Below are 23526 nucleotides of genomic sequence, written 5' to 3'. Positions count from 1 at the left end.
TTTTGTTTGCCAAAGGTGTTCGCCAAGGATGTTTGACCGTGTTGTTTGCTGCATTTTCTTACCCCCCTGTCACTGGACCTGAGGCGGCGCGCGTCTTATCACCGAGAGGCAAATAGAGACGGGGACTCGGGCGTGGACAATTCTCAGAAATCAGATCCCAGCACACTCTCGCCAGCGCAGGCAGAGGTAGAGTTTTTGCAGCTGCAAGATCTGCTTGCCGCCGCTGATCGTGCCTATCATCAAGCGGATGCGCCAGATCTGAGCGATGCCGCCTATGATGATGCCAAGCGCCGTTACCACGCATTGGCCGAACACTTTCCGGCCCTGAAAGCGCTTGCAACCCAGCTGGATACGGTTGGCGCACCTGTCAGTTCGGGATTTGGCAAGATCCAGCACGTTGTGCCAATGCTGTCACTGGGCAATGCCTTTGAGGATCAGGACGTCACTGATTTTACCCGTAGCATCCGCAATTATCTTGGATTGGCGGATGATGCGCCGCTTGCCTTCACGGCAGAGCCCAAGATTGACGGGTTGTCGCTGTCATTGCGCTATGAAAACGGCCAGTTGATCCAGGCTGCGACGCGCGGCGATGGTACAACAGGCGAAAACGTCACCGCCAATGCCCGGACCATCGCGGATATTCCCCAGCAGATTACTGGCGCGCCAGATGTGCTGGAGGTCCGCGGTGAGGTCTATATGAGCCATGCCGATTTTGCCGATTTGAATGCCCGCCACGAAGCGCACGGGGGCAAGATCTTTGCCAATCCGCGCAATGCAGCGGCAGGATCCTTGCGGCAGTTGGATGCTGAAATCACCCGTGCCCGTCCGTTGCGGTTCTTTGCCTATAGCTGGGGCGATATCGCTGAACCCTTGGGGGATACCCAAAGCAGTGCCATTGCGCGTCTGCAGGACCTGGGGTTTCAAATCAATCCTTTGACCCAGCTCTGCAACAGTGTCGACGACATGATTGCGCAGTACCGAAAGATCGAAGAGCAACGCGCCACGCTCGGCTATGATATTGACGGTGTGGTCTACAAGGTGAACGCGCTGGACTTGCAAGCGCGGCTTGGCTTTCGGGCCACTACACCGCGTTGGGCCATTGCGCATAAGTTTCCGGCAGAGCTGGCTTGGACCCGCCTGGAAGCCATCGACATTCAGGTCGGGCGCACGGGTGCGCTCAGCCCTGTGGCTCGGCTGCAGCCAGTGACTGTTGGCGGCGTTGTGGTGTCCAACGCAACCCTGCACAATGAAGACTACATCCGCGGTCGCGATTCCAAAGGCGAGGTGATCCGCGATGGCAAGGATATTCGCATCGGTGATTGGGTGCAGATCTACCGCGCTGGCGATGTGATCCCCAAGGTGGCCGATGTAGACCTGTCCAAGCGGCCCGAAGGCAGTGAACCCTACGCTTTCCCGCATTTCTGTCCGCAATGCAAATCAGAGGCGGTGCGCGAGGAAGGCGATGCGGTGCGCCGCTGCACCGGTGGCATTATTTGCCCTGCGCAGGCTATTGAAAAGCTGAAACATTTTGTCTCTCGCAAGGCTTTTGATATCGAAGGGCTTGGTGCCAAACAGCTGGAAGCCTTTTATGAGGACGAGGATCTGCCGATCCGCACCCCGGTGGATATCTACCGGCTGGAAGAGCGTGACACCGCGAATTTTGGCAAGCTGAAAAATCGCCATGGTTGGGGGCCGCAAAGCGCGGCCAAACTCTTTGCAGCGATCGCGGAAAAGCGCCAGATCAGCCTTGGCCGGATGATCTTTGCCTTGGGCATTCGCCACGTGGGCGAGGTGGCGGCCAAAGATCTGGCGCTGCATTTTGGTGGATGGACAGAACTGGCAGAGGCGCTGGACCGGGCGCGCCCTGCCGCGCTGGCGCATCGCGCCGCTGATCTGGCCGAAGAGGCCGAGCGTCAGACGGCCGCCGCCGAGGGGCGGCGCGCCAAGATCAAAGAGGCCCGCGATGCAGAGATCGCCCGCGCTACGGTCCCGACCGAGGCGGCGGAGGCCTGGGAAGATCTGATCGGCATTGATGGGATCGGTGCCACCGTGGGTCTGTCCCTGTCTGATGCGCTTGCCAATGATGAGGAACGTGCGGCCATTGACGAATTGGTAGAGTGCCTGACAATCACTGCCCCCGAAGCCCCTGCACAAGACAGCCCGGTGGCCGGGTTGACCGTGGTCTTTACCGGCAAACTCCAGATGAGCCGGGATGAAGCCAAGGCGCAGGCTGAAAAGCTTGGCGCCAAGGTTTCAGGATCGGTTTCAAAGAAGACAGATATCCTGGTTGCCGGACCGGGAGCAGGCTCCAAGGAGAAAAAAGCGCAGGAGCTAGGCGTCCGCATCCTGGATGAAGATGGCTGGCGCGCCGAGATTGCAGGCGCATGACCGGGCGGCCGGAAATCCTGTTTCCGCTGTTTGCGGGGGCAGAAACGCTCAAGGGGGTGGGGCCGAAGACGGCGCAGAATCTGGCCCAGATCGGATTGGAGACACCGCGCGATCTGGTCTTTTCGCTGCCGCATTCGGTGCTGGACCGTCGTCGCCGCGCCAGCATCAAGGGGCTGGAACTGCCCGCGATTGCCACCGTGGAAGTGGAGATTGGCAGCCATGTTCCGGCCCGCAATCGCGGTGGGGCATATCGCATTAACGTCAGTGATCAAGAGGTTGAATTTCAACTTCTATTCTTCCATGGCCGCAGCCGCTACCTAGAGGCGCAATGCCCCGAAGGCAGCCGGCGCCTGGTATCGGGCAAGGTAGAGCTGTTTGATGGGGTGGCACAGATGGTGCATCCCGATCACATCCTGCCACTGGTCGAGGCGGAAGATATCCCGCTGTTTGAACCAGTCTATCCGCTGACCCATGGGGTGACGCAGAAAACCATGCGAAAGGCAGTGCAGAGCGCGCTGCAGCGGCTTCCAGAGCTTGGCGAATGGATTGATCCGGGGCAGGCCAAACGTGAAGACTGGCCGGGCTGGAATGCTGCGGTGACAGCAGTGCACCACCCCGAAGGGCTGGACGATCTGGCACCCGAAGCACCAGCCCGCACGCGCCTCGCCTATGATGAGCTATTTGCCCATCAGCTTACCCTGGCCCTGGCGCGCCAGGTTGAACGCAAAAGCTGCGGTATCGTCAGCATTGCAACAGGGCGGTTGCAGGCGCCAGTTCTGGCGGCGCTGCCCTATAATCCTACCGGAGCGCAGGCGCGCGCGATTGATGAAATCACCAAGGATATGGCCGCCGATCGGCGGATGAACAGATTGCTGCAAGGTGATGTAGGGTCAGGGAAAACCCTGGTTGCCTTCATGGCGCTTCTGGTCGCCGTCGAGGCGGGTGGCCAGGGCGTGATGATGGCGCCAACCGGGATCCTGGCCCAGCAGCACTATGAAGGGCTGCGCCCTCTGGCCGAGCAGGCCGGCGTGGTGCTGGAACTTTTGACGGGACGCGACAAGGGGGCCGAGCGGCGCGCCAAGCTGGCAGCGTTGGCGGCGGGTGATATCCATATTCTGGTGGGCACCCATGCGGTGTTCCAGCAGGATGTGGCATTCCGGGCCCTGCGCCTTGCGGTGGTGGATGAACAGCACCGCTTTGGGGTGCGTCAGCGGATGGAACTGGCGGAAAAGGGCAAAGGCGCTGATGTGTTGGTGATGACGGCAACACCGATCCCGCGTTCGCTTGCCCTGGCGCAATATGGCGATATGGATGTTTCGGTTCTGGATGAAAAGCCGCCAGGGCGTAAGCCGGTGAAAACCGCAGTGCTCAGCACCGAACGGATGGCAGAGGTGGTGGACCATCTGCGCCAGGCAATTGACGAGGGGCGACAGTGCTATTGGGTCTGTCCATTGGTGGGCGAATCCGAAGTGATGGACCTGATCGCTGCGGAAGAGCGCTTTAAACAGCTGCGCGCAACGCTGGGCGAGGGTGTCGTTGGGCTGGTGCATGGCCAGATGCCCCCGGCAGAAAAAGACGCGGCCATGCAGGCGTTTCAAAGCGGCGCGTGCAAGGTGCTGGTGGCCACTACGGTGATCGAGGTGGGGGTGAATGTGCCCAACGCTTCAATCATGGTGATCGAGCGGGCCGAGATCTTTGGCCTCGCCCAGCTGCATCAGCTGCGTGGGCGGGTGGGACGCGGTAGTGCGCAATCGACCTGCCTGTTGATGTATCAGCCTCCATTGTCCGAGGGTGGGCGGCGCCGGTTGGAAGTGCTGCGCGAAAGCGAAGACGGTTTTGTGATTTCCGAAACCGACCTGCAGATGCGCGGCGCTGGCGATGTGATCGGCACCGCCCAATCCGGGTTGCCCCGATTCCGCATTGCCGATCTGGAACGCCAGGCCGACCTGATGGCGGTGGCACAAAGCGACGCCCGCGCCCTGTTGACCACCGATCCCCAGCTTTCTTCCGCGCGTGGGCGCGCGGCGCGTGTTCTGCTTTGGCTGATGAAACAGGATCAAGCTATCCGTTTAATTTCAGTGGGTTAATCCTGCCTTACTGTTGTGTGTTCCAAAATGTTCGCGAATGTTCTCATAAAGTTCTTTACAGGCGCGCCGTAAAATGAGAACAAATAGGCAACAAGATCGCCAGAGAGCGGTTGCCAACCCGACAGACAAGAGTGGAGCGCAGACCAATGATGACCCAATTGAAAACAACCCTGAACAACACACAGTCGACCCTGTTGCAGGATGCGCTTGGCGCTGCATCCTTGGTGGTCATGCTTGTGGTTGCGCTGCATCTGCCTGGTTTTTTGTAACCGCCGGGCCTGAAGTTTCCTTATCCCCGCCTGCAACCGCAAAGACTAGAGGAGTATTCTCTGAGCAAATTTGATTACTGACGACCGCCTGCTGTCTTCTTGACGGGAACGTGCATGTCTTATCCCGACCTGCGATGGAAACCTTGCTTGCCCTTGTTTCACCCGGTTGCGCCTATCAACCGGACTGCGTTCCCAGACCCCGCATGAAGACGCATATACTGCCGCCACCATCTGCCCGGATGTGTGGCGGTTTTTTTGTCGCAGCCCTGCAAGACCGGGGGCGGGCATGACCTGCCGCCGATAAGGTGAACCGAGGGCGGCCTGTTTGCGTAACATAGAGCTAAGGTTAAGCGCAGTCTTTCTGCGACGCCTCATGAAATGCTTCGAGCGTGGCGTCGAGGCATAGCAGGATAGAGGCATGACGGTTTTTGAAATCGCGTGCCGGTATCAGCACTTCCAACTCTGAAAAGGGCGGCGCTGGTGGCGGTTGGTTGGCGGTCAGCATGGCCTTCAACTCTGCGCGGGCGGTTTCGACTTCGCTCAGGCTGCGGCCAATGATCTTGCTGGCCACAATCGAGGCCGAAGCCTGCCCCAGGGCGCAGGCCTTGACGTCCTGGCCAAAGTCGACAATCCGCCCGTCGTGCAGAGTCAGATCAACAGTGACGGTTGACCCACACAGCGGCGCACGTTTCTTTGCGGTGGCATCCGGGTTGTCCAGCCGATCAAGCAGCGGAATATCCGCCGCCAGCGCCAGAATACGCGCAGAATAAAGCTTGATCAGATCGGTCTCGCTGGACGTTTCGCTGGACATAAGGCGGCCTCGGGCTTTCCCTTGGGGTGTCTTCCCCATACATAGGACGCAGATGGCAGATGCAAAAGGGTTTTCCTATGACTTTCTCTCCCGATAGCCTGAAATACGACGCGGTCGGCTTGATCCCCTGTATCGCCCAGGATCACAGCAGCGGCGAGGTGCTGATGATGGCCTGGATGAATTCCGCAAGCGTTGCCAAGACACTAGAGACTGGCAAGGTGACCTATTGGTCTCGCTCGCGTCAGGCCTTTTGGGTGAAGGGAGAGAGTTCGGGGCACCTGCAGACATTGGTGGAGCTGCGGCTTGATTGCGATCGCGACTGTCTGCTGGCCCTGGTCGACCAGGTGGGTCCGGCCTGTCACACCAATCGCCGCAGCTGTTTTTATACCGCCATTCGCGACGGGGCAGAGCAAGAGCTGATGGCCCCGATGGACGACAGCCTCTAGACCAGACCGAACCTAGGCAGAGGGGCGCGCGAGCCCGACCATGCGGCGAATGTCGCTTGGGCTGGCACCTTCGGCCCGGTATTTGGCGATGGCGCGGGCGTCATCGCGTTTCGCGAGGCGTTTGCCCGCCTCGTCGCGGATCAGATCATGGTGATGGTAGATGGGAGTTGGCAGGCGCAGCAGAACCTGTAGCAAGACATGGATCTGGGTGGCGTCAAACAGATCGGCGCCGCGAACGACATGTGTGATGCCCTGATCGGCATCATCCACCACAACCGACAGATGGTATGAGCTGCCCATTCCCTTTCGCACCAGAATGATGTCACCCACACGTTCAATCAGCAGTGTTGGGTCCAGCCTGTGTGAACCGCGAAATTTGGCACCGGTTTCCTCAAACGTACGCAGCCCGGTCTGTTGCATGGCCAGCGCCAGTGCCTTGGCGATATCGAGACGTATGACATCCTCTGCTTTGGGTGTTTCTTCGGCGCGGTGGCGACAGCTTCCGGGATAGATGCGCCCATCCGGGCCAAACTGCGCCACGCCTTCCTGCGGTGCCCCGGCTGCCGCCTCTATATCGGCCCGGTTGCAGTTGCAGGGATAGGTCAGACCAAGCGCCGTGAGCTGCGCCAGCGCCTGTTGGTAGCGCGCAATTCGGTTGGATTGGCGCATCACGGGCTCTGGCCAGCATAGGCCCAGCCAATGCAGGTCCTCATAGATCTGCGCCTCCCAGGATTGGCGGGCGCGGGATTGGTCGATGTCTTCGATGCGCAGCAGCAAGCTGCCGCCAGCAGCGCGCGCCATGTCATGGGCGAGCAGCGCTGAATAGGCGTGCCCCAGATGCAGTGGGCCGGTGGGCGAGGGGGCAAAACGGGTGATGAAGGTCACGGGTATTGCCCCCTTTGTCAGATCAGGAGAAATTGTCCAGCCAGGCGGTCCAGGCGGTTTTGGCACGGTCGGTATAGGCCTTGTAGCGGTCCTTGCGGCCACGCCGCCCGCCTTTCAGCCCATCAACGGGCTGGAACAGGCCAAAGTTCACATTCATCGGCTGGAAGGTCTTGGCCTCGGCGCCGCCGGTAATGTGATGGATCAGCGCGCCCATGGCGCTGTCCTGCGGCACCTCGGGCAGCTCTAGCCCAAGGATCTCGGCGGCGGCCATGCGCCCGGCCAGCAGACCCATTGCGGCGCTTTCCACATAGCCCTCAACCCCGGTAATCTGGCCGGCAAAGCGCAGATGTGGTTTTGATTTCAGCCGCATCTGGGCGTCCAGCAGTGTGGGAGAGTTGAGAAAGGTATTGCGATGAATGCCGCCAAGCCGGGCAAAGCGGGCATTTTCCAGCCCCGGAATCATCTTGAGCACCTCGGCTTGGGCGCCGTATTTCATCTTGGTCTGGAAGCCGACAATGTTGAAAAGGGTGCCAAGCGCATTGTCACGGCGCAGCTGCACCACGGCGTAGGCCTTTACATCCGGCTGATGCGGATTGGTCAGGCCGACCGGCTTCATCGGACCAAAGCGCAGGGTCTCGCGACCGCGTTCGGCCATGACCTCGATCGGCAGACAGCCGTCGAAATACCCGGCCGTTTCGCCCTCGTGGAATTCGGTTTTATCCGCGGCCAGCAGGGCATCTATGAAGGCCTCATACTGGTCTTTGGACATGGGGCAGTTCAGATAGGCGGTGCGCTCTTCCTCGGTTTCGCCCTTGTCATAACGCGACTGCATCCAGGCCTGCGACATATCAATGCTCTCGGCATAGATAATCGGGGCGATGGCATCAAAAAAGGCGAGCGCCTCGGCGCCTGTTTCAGCCTGGATCGCCTGACCCAGGGAGCCAGAGGTCAAGGGCCCGGTGGCAAAGATCCAATGGCCGTCCTCGGGCAGCGCGGTGATTTCCTCGTAAGACACCTCAATATTGGGATGGGCCTTCAACTTGGCGGTCACCGTTTCGGCAAAGGGCTCGCGGTCGACCGCCAGGGCGCCACCTGCGGGCAGGCGATGCTCTTCGGCGCTGGCCATGATTACCCCGTTGGCGGCGCGCATTTCCCAATGCAGCAGCCCCACGGCGTTTTGCTCATCATCATCAGAGCGAAAGGAGTTGGAGCACACCATCTCGCCCAGATTGCCCGTCTGATGGGCAAAGGTTTCCACTTTGGGTCGCATCTCGTGGATCACCACTTTGACGCCCATGTTCGCAGCCTGCCAGGCTGCCTCGGACCCGGCCATGCCGCCGCCCACGATATGCAATGTCTTTGTCATAGGGGGCAGATAGGGCAGAGCGCGGGGTTAAGCAATATTACCCGTGGTCGAATATGGCGCCGACGCAGGTCAAATGTGGCCAAAAAGTGCCGAAATACGGGGACTGCGACTTGGCCTGCGATCTGGGCCATCGTGGTTGTCCGGAAAGTTGGGTTGGGCATGTTGCACTGCAAGAGCAAGCCCCGAGGGGAGACAATGCGCAGACGGGGCGTGCAATGTTTCCATACGGCATCAAGATTGCAGGTTTCAGTGCAGATGGCCCGGTTTCGGACTGATTTTTAGGAGTGAGAGAGGAGCATTTGGGGCCGCTGCGCGGGAATGTCACCGGGGAGAGAGATTCCCGGTTGGAGGGACCTTCCGCTGCAGCGGCCCAAATTGTGTCCGGGTCGTAACCCGTGCCCAATCTTTGCCATTATCTTGCCTCTATTGAAAGGCCCGATAGAGAAACAATAAATCCGAAATGGTAAACAAAGACTAAAATTTTCCCAAAATTCAGGATTTTTCCCAATCAGGGCTGCGTTTTTCCAGAAAGGCCGCCATGCCTTCGGCGGTATCGGGCTGCATCAGGTTTTCGACGATGACCTGGCTGGTATAGGCGTAGGCTGCATCAATTGGCAGGTTGAGCTGTTGATAATAGGCTTCTTTGCCAATCTTGACCGCCGCGCCAAGCTTGGCGGCAATCTTTTCGGCCATGGCGCGGGTCTCTGCCTCTAGCTGGTCTGTCGGGACGGCGCGGTTGATCAGGCCCAATTCGGCGGCGCGCGGCCCCTTAACAAAATCCCCGGTGGTGAGCAGCTCAAAGGCTTGCTTTTGGCCGATATTGCGCGACAGGGCCACCATCGGTGTCGAACAGAACAGGCCTATATTGACGCCATTGACGCCAAAGCGGCAGTCCTCGGTGGCGATGGCCAGATCGCAAGAGGCAACCAACTGGCAGCCCGCGGCAGTGGCAATCCCATGCACCTGGGCGATGACCGGCTGTGGCAGGCGTTGCAGGCCCAGCATTACACTGGTGCAGCGCGCAAAGAGACTGTCAAAATAGGCCCGGCCGCCATCATCGGCAGCGCGCCCGGCGGTCATTTGGCGAATGTCATGGCCCGCGCAAAAGGCCTTGCCCGCGCCAGAGAGGATGACCGCCTTGATGCTGCGATCTTCTTTCAGCGCGTCAATCTGCTGTTGCAGGGCCGCCAGCATTTCGTCCGACAGCGCGTTCAGCCGATCCGGCGCGTTCATTTGCAAATGCGCAATTGCGTTTTTGTCGTCACGTTCCAGAATTGCCATCTTGCTCTCCTCTTGGGTTCCGGGTGAACACTAGGGCGCAACGAGAGAGAGGAAAAGCATGGGATTGGCATTCGACGTAAGAGAACTGGAAGCCTATATGGCAGAGATCTTCCCGCAGGTGGCAGAGGATTTTGCCATCGATGCGCTATCGGTGGACGGCATCACCATGCGGTTGAAGGTGGCAGAGCGTCACCTGCGCCCCGGTGGCACCGTTTCAGGGCCGTCAATGTTTGCCCTTGCGGATGTCACGGTATACGCGCTGGTCCTGTCGCGACTGGGGGCCAAAGCCTTGGCGGTGACCACCAATTCATCGCTGGATTTCATGCGCAAACCAGAGGCGGGGTGTGACATTATCGCCAAGGGTCAGCTGCTGAAGCTGGGGCGCAGCCTGGCTGTGGGGGATGTGCATATGTTTTCACAGGGATCTGACAAGATGGTGGCGCGGTCCACTATGACTTATTCTATTCCGCCGGTGCGCGCGCTGTAACCTGTGCAAGGGGTTGGCCGACCTTTACCAGGGTTTCGCGTCCAGCGGCGCTATTGGCAACCAAATCGGGGCTAAAGGTCACTGTGTCGGGCTGGAACACCACCACGACGGTTGACCCGCCAAATTTGAAATAGCCCTTTTCATCCATCTTCTGCACCGCGCCTGTGGTCTTGGTGTTGAGGATGGAACCAACCCCAAATGCCCCCACTTCGCTAAAGCAATAGTGACCGATCCTGTCATTTTTTATCAGGGTATTGCAGCGCTTGTTTTCGCCAAAGACATCGGGCCCCGCCCCCAGGGCGATGGGGTTGACCGAATGCAGCGCGCCGTCAATGTTCTGGCAGCGCTCGATCACGCCGGCCATCGGAAAGTGATAGCGGTGATAATCCGCCGGGCATAGCCGCACGATGGCCAGGGCACCGCCCAGAAAGGGTTCGGCCATATCCTGCAGCATGGTGTTGATCGACATCGGATGGCCTTTGACCGGCACAAAAATATCATTCTTTAGCGCGGGAAAGACCAGGACCCGGCCGTCGGCGGGTGCGATGATTTCATCCGGGGCCGGGTTGTAGGGGCGTGCTTCGGGTTTCAGGTGGCGGGCAAAAAAGTCATTGAAGGAGGTATAGTCCTGCGCCGGGCGTACCGCCTCTGTCATGTCGATCGACAGCTCTTCGATCACCGACTTTATCTTGCCGCGCGACCAGCGGCTGTCAAACCAGCGGCCAAACAACCGGCTGATCAGGGGGGCGCGAAACAGCAGCCGTTCCAGCAGCTTGGTGCTGCTGTCCTGATAGGCCCAACGGATCCATTTTTCGCCCAGGATGACCTCGTCAAACACCAGGCCGGTTTCACGATTGACCACCTGAATGGGGGTATTTTGCATCTGATCTGCCTCGCATCCGCTGTGTTCTCATCGCCTAGCAGAGCCAGTGGCCTTGGCTCAAGCGGATTGTGCCTGGCGCTCGCCTTGTCGGGACGGGGCGCGAGCTTTGGCGGCAGGGGGCAGTGGGATGTTAGGCTGTGGGGGGCGGCGTGTCGGGCATATTCGGCCCGCGCAGGATTTCGCGTACGGTGACGCAGGTGGTGTCAAACGCGCGCTTCAGCACCTCGACTGCCCGCCAGGGATCGGCATCGCCACACATAAAGACATCAAAGGCACCATAGCCAACTTCGGGCCAGGTGTGCACGGATATGTGGCTCTCGGCCAGCACCGCTACGCCCGAGATCCCCTGAGGGGAAAAGCGATGCGTGTGCATATGCAGCAGCGTGGCACCGCAGGCGGCAATCACATCGCAAAATGCCTGCTGAATATTGGCCTCGCTGTCCAGCCCGCGTCCCTGCGTGACTTCGATAATAAGGTGGGTGCCGGCAAAGACACGGCCGTCGCGCTGGGTCAAACGGTCGCTGCGCTGCGATTGTGCTGCCTTGCGGGGGGCGATCCCTTGCGGGGCAGAACGGGCGTCGCGCATATGGGTATCCTTCAGCGGTGTGGGCGGTCCTGGGCGACGGCCTGGCCGGGGCAGCCCTGAGCGCATCTAAGCAGGCTGATGCGGCTGATCAAGGGAAATCCTGGCCGACTGCGCCGTGCCATTCTTGTTTGGCGCTGGCGGGTTGGCCCGGCCCTTAGTTTTCAAAATGTGGGGGATATGACTGTCAATCAGGCAAAAAAAGACCGGGGCAAGCCCCGGCCATAAGGTTGCTCTGTGCCCAGGGGATCAAGGGCGCCAGAACGGAAGAGTTCCTTGATAATGGGCCTCTGCGCGGGAGATCCCGATATCGCGTAGCTGTTCTACGCTCAGCGTTTTCAAAGCTTTGCGCGAGCGATGGCGGTTGGACCATTTGGTGACCAGGACTGCAAAGGCAACTGCCGCCTGGGCCAGAACCGGCAGCGCGGCGCGGTTCGTCAGGTAGGACATATGTGTGTGGCTTTGTGTTGCAGGCGTCGTCATGGGGAGTGTCCTTTATTGTGTTGATACAATCCTAATTGTCTGCTATGTATAATTGATACAATGGTCGAATACCCTTGTCTAAGGATGGATTGTAATGGGTACAATTTGGGCGCCGGATCTTGCCGGTAAGTCTGGTCCAAAATATCAGCGGGTGGCCGATACCATTCGAACCGCTGTGGATGACGGGATCTTGCAATGCGGCGCAAAACTGCCGCCAGTGCGAGAGCTGGCCTATCAGCTCAAGATCACCCCCGGCACTGTGGCGCGGGCCTATACGATCCTGACGGATGAGGGATTGCTGCAGGCCGAGGTTGGCCGCGGCACCTTTGTGGCGGACCGGCCGAGCCAGGTGATGGATGATGTCTGGTCACGCCAGTTGCACCTGCAAGAGGCCAAAGATCCGCATCATGTCAGCCTGTTTAGCCCACGTATGGTGGATGTAGGGCAGGTGGCGGCGCTGCGTCAGGTGATGGAGAAAGTCGCCAATAGCGATGCGATGTTGTTCCTCAACTACCCAACGCGTGACGCCTATCTGCCGGTGCGGCAGGCGGTTGTTGACTGGCTCGACGGGCAGCCGCTGGGCCCGCTTGGCGAGGCAGAGGTGGTTTTGACCCATGGGGGCCAGAACGGTATTCTCACCGTGCTGCAGACCGTGCTGCAAGAGCCGCAGCCAGTGATCCTGGTCGAGGATCTGTCCTATGCAGGCTTTCGCCGCGCGGCAGAATTGTTGCGGGCCAGGGTGGTTGGTGTGGCCATGGATGAACATGGGATTGTACCCGATTCACTGGAATTGGCCATTCGTAAGACCGGGGCGCAGGTGCTTTGTACCAGTCCCGAGGTACACAATCCAACCGGGCTGTTTACCCCGCTGCAGCGCCGCCAGGAAATCGTTGCGGTGGCGCGGCGTCACGGGGTGCAGATCCTAGAGGATGATTGCTACCGTATGGGCGACGCACAGGCCCCAAGCTATCGGGCGCTGGCCCCGGATATCACCTGGCATGTGTTCTCGATTTCGAAAAACCTGACGCCTGCGCTGCGGGTGGGCTTTGCCCTGGCCCCCACGGGGCGCTCACAGGATCTGCGCCGGGCGGCGGAATATAGCTATTTCGGCCTGGCCCAGCCGTTGGCGGAAATTACCCGGCTCCTGCTTAGCGATCCGCGCACCAAAGAGCTGACCCAGGCGGTGCGGGAGGAAATGGCCAAATACGTGCGGGTCGCGGTGAATGCCCTGGGCGGGTTTGAACTGGTCTGGAATGATCAGGTGCCGTTTCTCTGGTTGAAGCTGCCGGCCGGCTGGCGTTCTGCCGCCTTTACCCGCGCGGCCGAGGCCGAGGGGGTGCAGATCCGGTCTGCAGATGAATTTGCCCTGCGCGACGGGCGCGCCCCCAATGCGGTGCGCATTGGCGTGAATGGTCATGTCAGTTTGAAACGGTTCGAAGAGGCGATGCAGCGGCTGCGTACATTGCTGGACAACCCGCCAGAGCAGATTAGCGTTTGATCTGGCGGGCGTTGCGCCCCTCTATGACCAGCTGGCCTGAAGGCGCGCAATCTTGATGTGTATCATTCCTCTGCGAGGTTAACCCAAACGATAATGTCGTTGCCGCTGTAGGACCAATTGTCTTTGCTAGCGGCAACTCCGGCGGTAACTGCGGCAGCGACAAGTCCGGCAACGGAGGCACCGCCAACAATCACCCCGTCAAGGGCTGGGTTATGTGTGAACTGCGTCGAAAGCTCAGGCGTTTTACAGGTCATGCGCAGCTTGGAAGGTTTGCCGTGAAATTTTGGCAGACGAACAATTGCCGGGGTCTGGAATTGTGCCGAAAACTCCGCTGTATCAATAGAGCAGGTCGCGCCCGATATTTCTTTACGTTGGATGCCCGCTGGCCTGGTGTTCGGGTGAGCGTCATACTGCTGTTTAAGCTCTTCCGTGATTTCCGCGGGAACAAATGTCCGGATTTCCGGTTCGGTGTAGCCAACAACACGATTGGCGGCAGTGTTGTCTTTGAACGAGACCGTGACAGGGGGCTGTTTGATCGGAGCGTTCTGCATGCAACCTGTGACAGCAAGGGCGAGTGGGAAAATAAGGAGTGTAGAAAGTTTCATCAGTGACCTTCGGGTTGTTTTTCTCTTGGGTAATCACTTTTTGAGAGCGGAAGAACTCTACTTGGGGGGAAGGGGCTGAGATGGTGTGAAAATGTCACGGGTGCGATTGATAAGGCTGCAGGGTGGGCCTTATTTGTGGGGTATCATTATACCTATTTTGCAAGGTGTTGAAATTGAACAATTTAAACATGTTTGACAGCATTGACGCGGGGCGGGGAACTCCGTAAACCCTGTCCATCAAATCGGGCGCTGGACCTTTGTTCTGCGTCGTCACGACAAACAGGATTGACCTGCCATGAAAACCTTCTCTGCTACACCGGCAGATATCGACAAGAAATGGATCATCATTGACGCCGAAGGCGTCGTGCTGGGCCGTCTCGCATCGATTATTGCCATGCGCCTGCGTGGTAAGCACAAAGCCACATTCACTCCGCATATGGACATGGGTGACAACGTCATCGTGATCAATGCTGAAAAGATCCAGATGACCGGCAAGAAGCGCGACGAGCACTTCTACTGGCACACCGGCCACCCAGGTGGCATCAAGTCCCGCACCAAGCAGGAAATCCTGGAAGGCAAGCACCCCGAGCGTGTTGTCTATCAGGCCGTCAAGCGCATGCTGCCAGGCAACCGTCTGTCGCGTCAGCAGATGACCAACCTGCGCATCTATGCTGGCACCGAGCACGGGCATGAAGCCCAGGCGCCCGAAGTTCTGGACGTGAAGTCCATGAACAAGAAAAACACGCGGAGCTGATATCGATGACTGATCAGATCAACACTCTCGAAGAGCTGAGCGCCGTTGCAGGCGTTGAAGCAGTCGCCGAAGACATCATCGCGCGTGAGCCAGTTCGTGACGAACTGGGTCGCTCTTACGCCACTGGTAAGCGGAAAGATGCGGTCGCCCGTGTCTGGATCAAGCCAGGTTCCGGTAAGGTCGTGGTGAATGGTAAAGAAATGAAAGCCTATTTTGCCCGTCCGGTGCTGCAGATGATCCTGCGTCAGCCGTTCACGGTTGCAGGTGTGGAAGACCAGTTTGACGTCTATGCGACAGTCAAAGGTGGCGGTCTTTCCGGTCAGGCCGGTGCGGTAAAGCACGGTGTTTCCAAGGCGCTTCAGCTTTATGACCCCTCGCTGCGCGGTGCATTGAAAGCTGCTGGCTTCCTGACACGTGACAGTCGTGTTGTTGAACGTAAGAAGTTTGGCCGCCGCAAAGCGCGTCGTTCCTTCCAGTTCTCCAAGCGCTAAATCATACAGATTCAATTTGGATCACGGGGCTCGCCATTGGCGGGCCCTTTTTTGTTTGTGCCGTGTGGTGCCCCGCCGTAGCCAGTTGCCGGTGCTTGCGGAATGGACACTGGTATAATATGCGGCGCGCGCTTTCGGCGATCAGGCCGTGAACGAATGTTGTTGATGATTTGGCGGAAGACGCAAGGGGGCGTCGCTAGTCAGGATCAATCAGGCCCAGGCCGCGCAGATAGATGCCAATCCCGGTTTCCAGCAGGTCTTCTGGTGGAAAGGGGGAATTGGTGCCCGGGGTGTTGCGGGCATAAAGCTCAACAACGCCGTGGCTCATCGCCAGGATATGGGCGGAAAACATTGAGGCAGGCGGCCGTCTTTCTGCCGGGATATGCTGGCTCAGATCATCTGCGGCGCGTTCCAGAATCTGGTGGGCGCGACGGGCTGCATTGGCCAATTCTGGCGTGCGATTGCTGGAAATGCCGCTTTCAAACATGGCGATGTAGTGGCCTGGGTGTTTGCGCGCAAAGGCCAGATAGGCCCGCCCCGTTGCCTCGAATGCGGCCAGCGCCGAGGGCTGGTATTTATCATAGGCGTGCTGCATCAGGTCGGCGAACATCAAAAAACCCTGACGCGCGGCTTCTGCGATCAGATCTTCGCGCCCTTCAAAATGGCGGTAAACGGCTGCTGGGGTGACACCCGCCTGCTTGGCCGCCTCTGACAGGGTGAATCCGGTGGGGCCCTTGACCTCAATCAGGCGCAATGCGGCCTCGACCAAGGCCTGGCGCAGATTGCCATGATGATAGCCACGTTTAGACATCACGTTTATCCGGCGCGGTGCAGATCTTGCTATTGACCGGACCGATGGATTTTTTGTCTTTGTTTGTATAATCAATCGCATGCAGAACGGTACGGATGGTGGCCAGACGGGCCCGCCGCTTGTCGTCCGAGTGGATCACATGCCAGGGGGCATGCGGGCGGTGGGTCTTGTGCAGGGTTTCTGCGATGGCTTTGGAGTAATCATCCCAACGGGCCAGGCCCTGCACGTCAATAGGGCTCAGCTTCCATTGTTTCAGCGGATCGTTTTCCCGCGACAGAAACCGGCGCAATTGTTCGGCTCTGCTGACATCCAGCCAGAATTTGAACAAGAGGATCCCATCATCAACCAGGGCTTCTTCAAAGGGGCTGACCTGGTGAAAAAACCGCTCGCGCTGTTCTTCTGTGCAGAAGCCAAAAACATCTTCCACCACACCACGATTATACCAGCTGCGATCAAAGAAGGTGATCTCGCCACCAGAGGGCAGATGGTTGATATAGCGCTGGAAATACCATTGGCTTTGCTCTGGTTTGCTGGGTTTATCCAGGGCAACAACACGGGCGCCGCGTGGATTCAGGTTTTCACGAAACCGCTTGATCGTTCCCCCCTTGCCAGCCGCATCCCGGCCTTCAAACAGGATGGCAATGCGCGCGCCGCTCTGCTTGACCCAGGACTGCATTTTCACCAGTTCAATCTGTAGGTGTTCGACTTCGCGCTTATAGGTCTTGCGGGACATGCGCGTCTTGTAGGGATGATCCGGGTTCAGGATAGCGTCTTCGTCGCTGTCTTTGATGCGCTCGGCCACGTGTTCAGGGGCTTCGGTTTCGAAATAGCGACTGATGGCGCCATCATAGGGCAATGTCATGCGTAAACCTCCACTCTGCTCAAACTGTTATAGGCCAAAGCGCCATGAGATGTGACTCGCTTTTACCGATCCGTCGCCGGGGTGTCACAGGCCAGCTTGCCATTCCGCAGGCCCTGATCTTTATCGATCCGGCCTGCGGTCCCCATTGATATCTGCAGTCTGTCTACGCGCCGATGTCATTCATATCAAAGGGCGTGGATTGGTATATCTCGTTGATCCAGTTACCATAAAGCAGATGCGCGTGGCTGCGCCACCGGTTTTGCGGAACCTGGGTTGGATCATCACCGGGATAGTAGTTTTGCGGCACATTGATTTCGGTGCCACTGGCGATATCGCGATCATATTCCTGTTTCAGGGTGTCGCTGTCATATTCAAAATGATTGAAGATATAGAGCGCGCGGTGATCTGGGTCTTCCACCAGACAGGGGCCTGCCTCGGGGCTACCCAAGAGAGTGGTCAGTCCTGGGCGGGCGTCGATCTCATCCTGGCGGATTTCCGTCCAGCGCGACACCGGGATGACGCAGTCATCGGAAAACCCCCGCAAATAGGGGGAAGAGTCCGCAAGGTTCTGATGGCGGAAACAGCCAAAGAGCTTGTGCTCTAGCAGGTGTTTCTTGACGTCGTTGAAGTAGTTGATCATGGCCATCCCGCCCCAGCAGACACCAAAGGTCGACTGGACGTTGGTCTGGGTCCATTCAAACACCTCGCACAGCTCTTGCCAGTAGGTGACATCTTCAAAGGGCAGGTGTTCGATCGGCGCACCGGTGATCACCAGCCCATCAAATTTCTCGTGCTTAACATCTTGAAAGGACCGGTAGAACTCTTCCATATGTTCCGCGGCAGTGTTGCGGGTCTGATGTTCAGTCATGCGGATCAGCGACAGTTCAATCTGCAATGGCGTGGCACCAATCAGCCGGGCAAACTGGTTTTCTGTCTGGATCTTCTTGGGCATAAGATTCAGCAAGCCGATGCGCAGCGGGCGAATATCCTGGCGTGCCGCCTGATCCGGCGACATGACCATGACGCCTTCGTTCGTCAGAACGTCATAGGCGGGCAGGTCAGAAGGGATCTTGATAGGCATGTCAGGTCCTCGATGGGATAAAAGGTTCAGGAAGTCACAGAGATAGGCAGTTCTGGCCTAGGTCTCAAGCGCTTGGGCGATCAAGGTGTTGAAATCATCCTCGCTTGTGATGGCAGAGATTTGATCGGCGGTGACCGTGACGCCCCAATTGCGGGCCATGGCGGCATAGCGGGGCTGGCGGTGGGCCAGCGCCTGGGCATAGGTCCAGCGGATAAAGGCATCAGGATCGACATCTGCCTCTGATAGCGACATTTGATTGAGATAGTCTTCCCAGGCCTGTTGCAGGAATTCGGGCTGGTAGGACATCGGCTTGGGCGCGCGGTCAAAGCGGCGAATCAATTCCTCGGTATGGGCCTCGTCGCCCTTGATCCAGACCATCAGGCATGTTTTGGACAGCTCGGTCAGGACGGGGTCTTGCGGGTTGTCAGCATCCACCCATTCACAGATAGAACCACCTGAATCGCAGATGAAATTGGGATAGCCATAAAGACGGGTGGCGCGCTCGGCGAAATATTCGGTGTCGTGCAGCGCATTGATCTCGGCGCGGCGAAACTGTTCTTGCCGATGCCGGTATTCCTGCATCCGGAGCCCGCCTTTGGCCGGGTCGCCAGGCTTGCCCAGGTAGGACGAGACAGGCGTCAGGTTTTCAAAGGTGATATTGGAGCCGATATAGATCGAGTCCGACAGCAGGAGCTCGCGCAGGAAGGGGTTTTTCATCGCTTCAAATTTGGCGTTATCGGCGATGTATTCGCCCATATATCGGGTGCCAATGCGGTAATCGATTGAGTAATGAAACCAGCTGCCGGAACCGCGCAAGATATTGCTGACATAGGTTTTCCCAAGCCCGGACATGCCAAAAAACAATACGCGTTTTTGCGGCGCATCCCGCCAGTCTTGTGCAGTTTGATAGAGCATTGCCCGGTCTTTCTTGTTGTGCTTTGGCCTTGCTACTGCGCCAGCGCGATCGGGTCAATTCTTGGCCTCAATCACACCGTCAGGCCGGATCGGTTCTGGCTGCCCCGATACGTCCGGCAGCCTCCAGGATATTGAGGTAGTTGGCGAAAAAGATCAGCCCGGCGCCGACAAAGGTCCAGATCACCACGGCTTCTCCGTAGATCAGCATTGCCAAGATCGCGATCACGGGCAGGCGGGCAAAATCAAAGGGCACGACCACCGTGGCCGGCGCAATCGAAAGGGCATTGGTAAAGCAGAAATGTGCCGCCAACCCGGCGCAACCGATCAGTAAGATCCAGGGCAGCAGTGCCAGGCTTGGCAATGTCACATCGCCATCCCAGCCCGCCATGACCAGCCCCATCACCAGCTGCATTCCGGTCAGCCAGAACAGGATCGAGGCGATGCCTTCATGCCGGGTCAGCCGCTTAGTAAAGATCACGGTCAGCGCAAAGAAGATGGCGCAGCTTGCGGCGGTGATAACGCCAGCGTTCAGGGTTTCGGGCGAGGGGCGCGCAACAATCAAGATGCCAGCAAAGCCCAGCACGGCGGAAAACCCGCGGATCCGTGTCAGTCTTTCGCCCAGCAGAAGCGGGGACAGCACCACCACCCAGAGCGGTGACGTGAATTCAAGCGCAAAAACCTGTGCGAGCGGGATCAGGGTTACCGCAAAAAACCACAGGTTCTGGCCGGTGAAATGCGCCAGGTTTCGCACCAGATGGCTGCTTAGCCGATCTGTTTTTACCTGATGCCATTTGCCTGTGAAGGTGATCACCAGCAGGACTATCAATAGTCCGACAAGGCTGCGATAGGTCATGATTTCAAAGGTGTCGAGCGTCTGCCCCGCCTCACGCCCGGCGATGGCCATGGCAGAAAAAGAGCCAATCGCGCCCAGCATCCAAAGCGCTGCTGGCAGTATTCTTGTTTCACTGGTCATCGGAGGATCCTTTGGGCGGCACCTGCCTATCACAGGAAGCGCTTTTCTTCTCTCGCGTCAATGGCCCGGTTCATTTGCCAGAGCGAATGACCCAAGCCTGGTCTTTGGCGGGAAAAACCAAACCCCAGCCTGCGGGCCGGGGTTTCGAGTTCGTTACAGCAGCTTTCATCGTCACCAAGCAGCGGTCAGCCTATTCCCACTCGATGGTGCCCGGAGGCTTGGAGGTGATGTCATAGGTGCAGCGGTTGATGCCCTTGACCTCATTGATGATACGGGTCGAGGTTTCGCCAAGGAAATCATGGCTGAAGGGGTAATAATCAGCCGTCATGCCATCCACCGAGGTTACCGCGCGCAGGGCACAGGCAAAATCATATGTGCGGCCATCGCCCATCACCCCGACGGTACGAACCGGAAGGATGGCAACAAAGGCCTGCCAGATGTCATCATACAGACCATGCTTGCGGATCTGGTCGATATAGACCGCATCGGCTTCGCGCAGGATGTCCAGCTTTTCACGGGTGATTTCACCGGGGCAGCGAATGGCCAAGCCTGGCCCAGGAAAGGGGTGACGACCGATAAAGCTGGCAGGCAGGCCCAGTTCGCGGCCCAGTTCACGGACTTCGTCCTTGAACAGCTCGCGCAGGGGTTCAACCAGTTTCAGCCCCATCTTTTCGGGCAGACCGCCGACATTGTGGTGGCTCTTGATCGTTACCGAAGGTCCACCAGAGAAGCTCACCGATTCGATGACATCAGGGTAAAGCGTGCCCTGGGCCAGGAATTCCGCCCCCTCGATGGAGTTGGCATGCTTCTGGAACACATCGATGAACAGCTTGCCGATGATCTTGCGCTTGGTCTCGGGGTCGGACTGTCCTTCCAGCTCTCCGAGGAACAGTTCTTGTTCATCGGCGTGGATGAATTGCATGTTGTAGTTGTCACGGAACATGGTGACGACCTCCTCGGCCTCACCTTTGCGCAGCAGGCCGTGGTCAACGAAAACACAAGTCAGCTGATCGCCAATGGCCTCGTGCAGCAGCACAGCCGTGACCGAACTGTCGACACCGCCGGACAACCCGCAGATGACCTTTTTGTCGCCGACCTGCGCGCGGATCTCGGCAATGGCTTGCTCGCGGTACAGCCCCATGGTCCAGTCGCCAGTAAACCCGGCCAGGCGCACAAAGTTTTCATAAAGCTTGGCGCCATTGGGTGTGTGGTGTACTTCGGGATGAAACTGCACGGCATAGAAATTGCGCGCCACATCGGCGATGACGGCACAGGGGGCATTGGGCGAGGTGCCATAGATTTCAAAGCCGGGGGCGATTTTGCTTACGTGGTCGCCGTGGGACATCCAGACCTGTTCGCGGTCTTCATCGCCAAGAAACCAGCCGTCAAGCAGCGGCAGGGTGGCCACGGTGGGTTTGACATAGGCACGACCAAATTCGGCGGTGCCATGGCCGCTTTCGACTTGGCCGCCAAGTTGCTGCATCATCACCTGTTGACCATAGCAAATGCCCAGGATCGGCACACCGTAGTCAAAGATTTCCTGCGGCACACGGGGGCTGCCCTCGCGTGTCACGCTATCTGGGCCACCAGAAAAGATCACGGCCTTTGGCGCCAACTGGCGCACAAAATCCATTGTGACGTTCTGGTAGGGGTGAATTTCACAATAGACATTCAGCTCACGCAGGCGGCGCGCAATCAGCTGCGTAACCTGGCTGCCAAAGTCTATGATAAGAAGGCGGTCATGGGATGTCTGGCTCATGTTTGGCTCATAGGCCCTGCATTCGGTTCTGGCAAGAGGACAGATGCATCCGGCAGCCCAGTTCGGCAAAAACTGCGGCAAAAAATTGCGCGCTCATGTCGCTTTCCAACCGGATAGGCCGTTATCCTTCGGCGCAGGGGGCAATGCGCAGGGTAAACATCTTGCAACGTAATTCCTTCAAGAGGGCAGATCATGGCTGAAGAAGCACCACGTCGTCGGAGCCGAGGTGGCGGTGGCGCCGCCCGTCGCGCAGAACGCAGCAGCATCAATATTGAAACTGCAAAGTATATTCAGCGCAATATCCCGAATTTTGAGGTGCTGACCCAAGACGCGCTGGAAATTATCGAAACCAATGCTGATATCATCCTCGAAGAGGTTGGCGTCAATTTTGTTGATAACCCGGCCGCGTTGCAGCGCTGGCGCGATGCGGGGGCAGATGTGCAGGGCGAGCGGGTGCGCATTCCGCGTGGCTTGGCGCGTAAACTCTGCGCCACCGCGCCTGCGGAATTCACCCAGCATGCCCGCAATCCTGAAAAATCGGTGGTTATTGGCGGCAACAACATGGTGTTGGCCCCGGTCTATGGCCCGCCCTTTGTGCGTGATGCCAAGGGCGGACGCCGCTATGCCACCATGGAAGATTTCAACAAGTTCGTGAAATTGGCCTATATGTCCAAATGGCTGCACCATTCTGGCGGCACGGTCTGCGAACCCACCGATATCCCGGTGAACAAGCGTCACCTGGATATGTTGCTGGCCCACATGACCTTGTCGGACAAGCCGTTCATGGGATCAGTCACCGAGCCCAGCCGGGCGCAGGATTCGGTGGAAATGTGCGAAATTCTGTTTGGTAAAGAGTTCGTCCAGAACAATACCGTGATGACGTCGCTGACGAATATCAACTCTCCCATGACATTTGACGATGTTATGATGGGTTCGCTGGAGGTCTACGCCGCGAACAACCAGGCCTGCATCATTTCGCCCTTTATCGTTGGCGGTGCCATGGCCCCTGTCTCGGTTGCGGGGACGCTGACACAGGTGCTGGCCGAGGTCATGGCCGGCGTTGCCTATAGCCAGCTGGTGCGCCCCGGCGCGCCTGCCATCTTTGGTGCCTTTGTTTCCTCGATCGACATGAATTCCGGCGCGCCGACCTTTGGCACACCAGAGGCTTCTCTTATTACCTATGGCGCCGGTCAGCTGGCGCGCCGCCTGAACTTGCCGTTCCGCTCTGCCGGGTCCTTCTGTGGGTCCAAACTGCCGGATGCGCAGGCCGCCTATGAGACGGCAAACTCGCTCAACATGGGGCTGTTGTCTGGGGTGAACTTCATGCTGCATTCCTGTGGTTGGCTTGAAGGTGGTCTGGTGGCGGATTTTGAAAAATTCGTCATGGACGCCGATCAGCTGGGCACCTTGCATGGCCTGGCCAAAGGCGTACCAGTTACCGAAGACGATCAGGCGATGGATGCCATCCGTGAAGTGGGGCCGGGCGGTCACTATCTTGGCTGTGCCCATACCCAGAAGAATTTCAAAACCGCCTTCTGGAAATCTGAACTGCTGGATTACAAGCCTTTTGAAACCTGGGAAGAAGAAGGCGCGCGTGACACCTATGCCCTGGCCAGCAGCCGGGTGGATTACTTGCTTGCCAACTATCAGCCCCCAGCGTTGGACCCTGCCATCAAAGAGGCCCTGGAGGCCTATGTGGCAGAGAAGAAAGCCGCAGCCCCTGATTCGTTCATGTAGTGAGTTAGGGTTGATCTAAAGATTTGACGCACTCGTTTAAGGCGGGGGTCTGGCGGCGGTGACACATAGTG

Annotated in this window: 22 protein-coding genes and 1 pseudogene; 9 read left to right on the top strand and 14 right to left on the bottom strand. The window is 58.3% G+C overall.

The annotated features are described in order from the left end of the window. Nucleotides 1-132 precede the first annotated feature (132 nt). The 3 genes from ligA (at nt 133) to ACN0VH_RS02950 (ending at nt 4744) form a co-directional block, all read left to right on the top strand. Entirely contained in the window at nt 133-2388 is a 2256-nt protein-coding gene (ligA, locus tag ACN0VH_RS02960; protein WP_417699458.1) for an NAD-dependent DNA ligase LigA, read from the top strand. Beyond that, nucleotides 2385-4475, top strand: a complete 2091-nt coding sequence (gene recG / locus ACN0VH_RS02955) for an ATP-dependent DNA helicase RecG (protein WP_417699457.1) — start codon at nt 2385-2387, stop codon at nt 4473-4475. The genes ligA and recG overlap by 4 nt, the downstream gene beginning before the upstream one ends. 146 nt (nt 4476-4621) lie before the next feature. Then, nucleotides 4622-4744 carry a hypothetical protein gene (locus ACN0VH_RS02950; protein ID WP_269751604.1) on the top strand — a complete coding sequence of 41 codons (123 nt, stop codon included), beginning with the start codon at nt 4622-4624 and terminating at the stop codon, nt 4742-4744. 346 nt (nt 4745-5090) lie between these two features. Here ACN0VH_RS02950 and ACN0VH_RS02945 read toward each other — a convergent pair whose 3' ends face one another. Then, nucleotides 5091-5555 (bottom strand): iron-sulfur cluster assembly scaffold protein, encoded by a 465-nt coding sequence (locus ACN0VH_RS02945; RefSeq protein ID WP_417699456.1) that lies wholly within the window; start codon nt 5553-5555, stop codon nt 5091-5093. A gap of 59 nt (nt 5556-5614) precedes the next feature. Between ACN0VH_RS02945 and hisI the strand changes: the two genes are divergently transcribed. Then, a complete protein-coding gene (gene hisI / locus ACN0VH_RS02940; protein ID WP_417699454.1) occupies nt 5615-6001 on the top strand; it encodes a phosphoribosyl-AMP cyclohydrolase in 387 nt (128 codons plus the stop codon). 12 nt (nt 6002-6013) lie between these two features. Here hisI and gluQRS read toward each other — a convergent pair whose 3' ends face one another. The 3 genes and pseudogenes from gluQRS to ACN0VH_RS02925 form a co-directional block, all read right to left on the bottom strand. Next, nucleotides 6014-6886 (bottom strand): tRNA glutamyl-Q(34) synthetase GluQRS, encoded by an 873-nt coding sequence (gene gluQRS / locus ACN0VH_RS02935; RefSeq protein ID WP_417699452.1) that lies wholly within the window; start codon nt 6884-6886, stop codon nt 6014-6016. A gap of 22 nt (nt 6887-6908) precedes the next feature. Continuing rightward, nucleotides 6909-8252, bottom strand: a complete 1344-nt coding sequence (gene trmFO / locus ACN0VH_RS02930; RefSeq protein ID WP_417699450.1) for a methylenetetrahydrofolate--tRNA-(uracil(54)-C(5))-methyltransferase (FADH(2)-oxidizing) TrmFO — start codon at nt 8250-8252, stop codon at nt 6909-6911. A gap of 492 nt (nt 8253-8744) precedes the next feature. Beyond that, nucleotides 8745-9536: pseudogene (locus ACN0VH_RS02925) on the bottom strand (enoyl-CoA hydratase); the annotation flags it as partial. A gap of 55 nt (nt 9537-9591) precedes the next feature. Between ACN0VH_RS02925 and ACN0VH_RS02920 the strand changes: the two are divergent. After that, nucleotides 9592-10020, top strand: a complete 429-nt coding sequence (locus ACN0VH_RS02920) for a PaaI family thioesterase (RefSeq protein ID WP_278921764.1) — start codon at nt 9592-9594, stop codon at nt 10018-10020. Here ACN0VH_RS02920 and asd read toward each other — a convergent pair. The 3 genes from asd to ACN0VH_RS02905 form a co-directional block, all read right to left on the bottom strand. Continuing rightward, nucleotides 9995-10903: an archaetidylserine decarboxylase gene (asd, locus tag ACN0VH_RS02915; RefSeq protein ID WP_278921763.1), complete on the bottom strand. Its 909-nt coding sequence runs from the start codon at nt 10901-10903 to the stop codon at nt 9995-9997. The genes ACN0VH_RS02920 and asd overlap by 26 nt on opposite strands. 130 nt (nt 10904-11033) lie before the next feature. Further along, entirely contained in the window at nt 11034-11489 is a 456-nt protein-coding gene (gene speD / locus ACN0VH_RS02910) for an adenosylmethionine decarboxylase (protein WP_417699448.1), read from the bottom strand. A 246-nt stretch (nt 11490-11735) separates the two neighbouring features. Beyond that, nucleotides 11736-11969, bottom strand: a complete 234-nt coding sequence (locus tag ACN0VH_RS02905) for a DUF1127 domain-containing protein (RefSeq protein ID WP_417699447.1) — start codon at nt 11967-11969, stop codon at nt 11736-11738. Nucleotides 11970-12063: 94 nt separating this feature from the next. On the opposite strand from ACN0VH_RS02905, the gene ACN0VH_RS02900 reads away from it, so the two are divergent. Then, entirely contained in the window at nt 12064-13467 is a 1404-nt protein-coding gene (locus tag ACN0VH_RS02900) for an aminotransferase-like domain-containing protein (RefSeq protein WP_278921760.1), read from the top strand. A 62-nt stretch (nt 13468-13529) separates the two neighbouring features. Here the strand turns inward: ACN0VH_RS02900 and ACN0VH_RS02895 are convergent, their stop codons facing one another. After that, nucleotides 13530-14072: a hypothetical protein gene (locus tag ACN0VH_RS02895; protein ID WP_278921759.1), complete on the bottom strand. Its 543-nt coding sequence runs from the start codon at nt 14070-14072 to the stop codon at nt 13530-13532. A gap of 295 nt (nt 14073-14367) precedes the next feature. Here ACN0VH_RS02895 and rplM point away from each other — a divergent pair, with 295 nt between their 5' ends. Together rplM and rpsI are read left to right on the top strand one after the other, a co-directional pair. Next, nucleotides 14368-14826, top strand: coding sequence for a 50S ribosomal protein L13 (gene rplM / locus ACN0VH_RS02890; RefSeq protein WP_122073589.1), 459 nt, complete (start codon nt 14368-14370; stop codon nt 14824-14826). 5 nt (nt 14827-14831) lie between these two features. After that, the gene (gene rpsI / locus ACN0VH_RS02885; protein ID WP_232401041.1) at nt 14832-15317 is read left to right on the top strand and encodes a 30S ribosomal protein S9; all 486 of its coding nucleotides are present in this window, start codon (nt 14832-14834) and stop codon (nt 15315-15317) included. Nucleotides 15318-15513: 196 nt separating this feature from the next. On the opposite strand, the gene ACN0VH_RS02880 is transcribed toward rpsI, so the two are convergent. The 6 genes from ACN0VH_RS02880 to guaA all read right to left on the bottom strand — a co-directional run bounded on the left by ACN0VH_RS02880 (nt 15514) and on the right by guaA (nt 21718). Continuing rightward, nucleotides 15514-16128 carry a TetR/AcrR family transcriptional regulator gene (locus ACN0VH_RS02880; protein ID WP_232401044.1) on the bottom strand — a complete coding sequence of 205 codons (615 nt, stop codon included), beginning with the start codon at nt 16126-16128 and terminating at the stop codon, nt 15514-15516. Continuing rightward, entirely contained in the window at nt 16121-16990 is an 870-nt protein-coding gene (ppk2, locus tag ACN0VH_RS02875) for a polyphosphate kinase 2 (RefSeq protein WP_417699445.1), read from the bottom strand. Before ppk2 ends, ACN0VH_RS02880 begins: the two co-directional genes overlap by 8 nt. Before the next feature lie 163 nt (nt 16991-17153). After that, complete coding sequence (gene metA, locus ACN0VH_RS02870) at nt 17154-18071, bottom strand: homoserine O-acetyltransferase MetA (protein ID WP_278921757.1); 918 nt, start codon at nt 18069-18071, stop codon at nt 17154-17156. A gap of 57 nt (nt 18072-18128) precedes the next feature. Continuing rightward, nucleotides 18129-18986: an ATPase gene (locus ACN0VH_RS02865; protein ID WP_278921756.1), complete on the bottom strand. Its 858-nt coding sequence runs from the start codon at nt 18984-18986 to the stop codon at nt 18129-18131. A gap of 79 nt (nt 18987-19065) precedes the next feature. After that, nucleotides 19066-19959, bottom strand: a complete 894-nt coding sequence (locus ACN0VH_RS02860; RefSeq protein ID WP_278921755.1) for a DMT family transporter — start codon at nt 19957-19959, stop codon at nt 19066-19068. Nucleotides 19960-20149: 190 nt separating this feature from the next. Continuing rightward, nucleotides 20150-21718, bottom strand: a complete 1569-nt coding sequence (gene guaA / locus ACN0VH_RS02855) for a glutamine-hydrolyzing GMP synthase (protein ID WP_417699444.1) — start codon at nt 21716-21718, stop codon at nt 20150-20152. A gap of 192 nt (nt 21719-21910) precedes the next feature. Here guaA and ACN0VH_RS02850 point away from each other — a divergent pair, with 192 nt between their 5' ends. Next, entirely contained in the window at nt 21911-23455 is a 1545-nt protein-coding gene (locus tag ACN0VH_RS02850; protein ID WP_278921753.1) for a trimethylamine methyltransferase family protein, read from the top strand. Nucleotides 23456-23526: the final 71 nt, after the last annotated feature.

The sequence above is a fragment of the Pseudophaeobacter sp. genome, assembly GCF_048267565.1.
Classification (GTDB): Bacteria; Pseudomonadota; Alphaproteobacteria; order Rhodobacterales; family Rhodobacteraceae; genus Pseudophaeobacter; species Pseudophaeobacter profundi.
The sequence above is the reverse complement of the archived record's forward strand: the minus strand, read 5'-3'. Positions and strand labels throughout refer to the sequence as shown.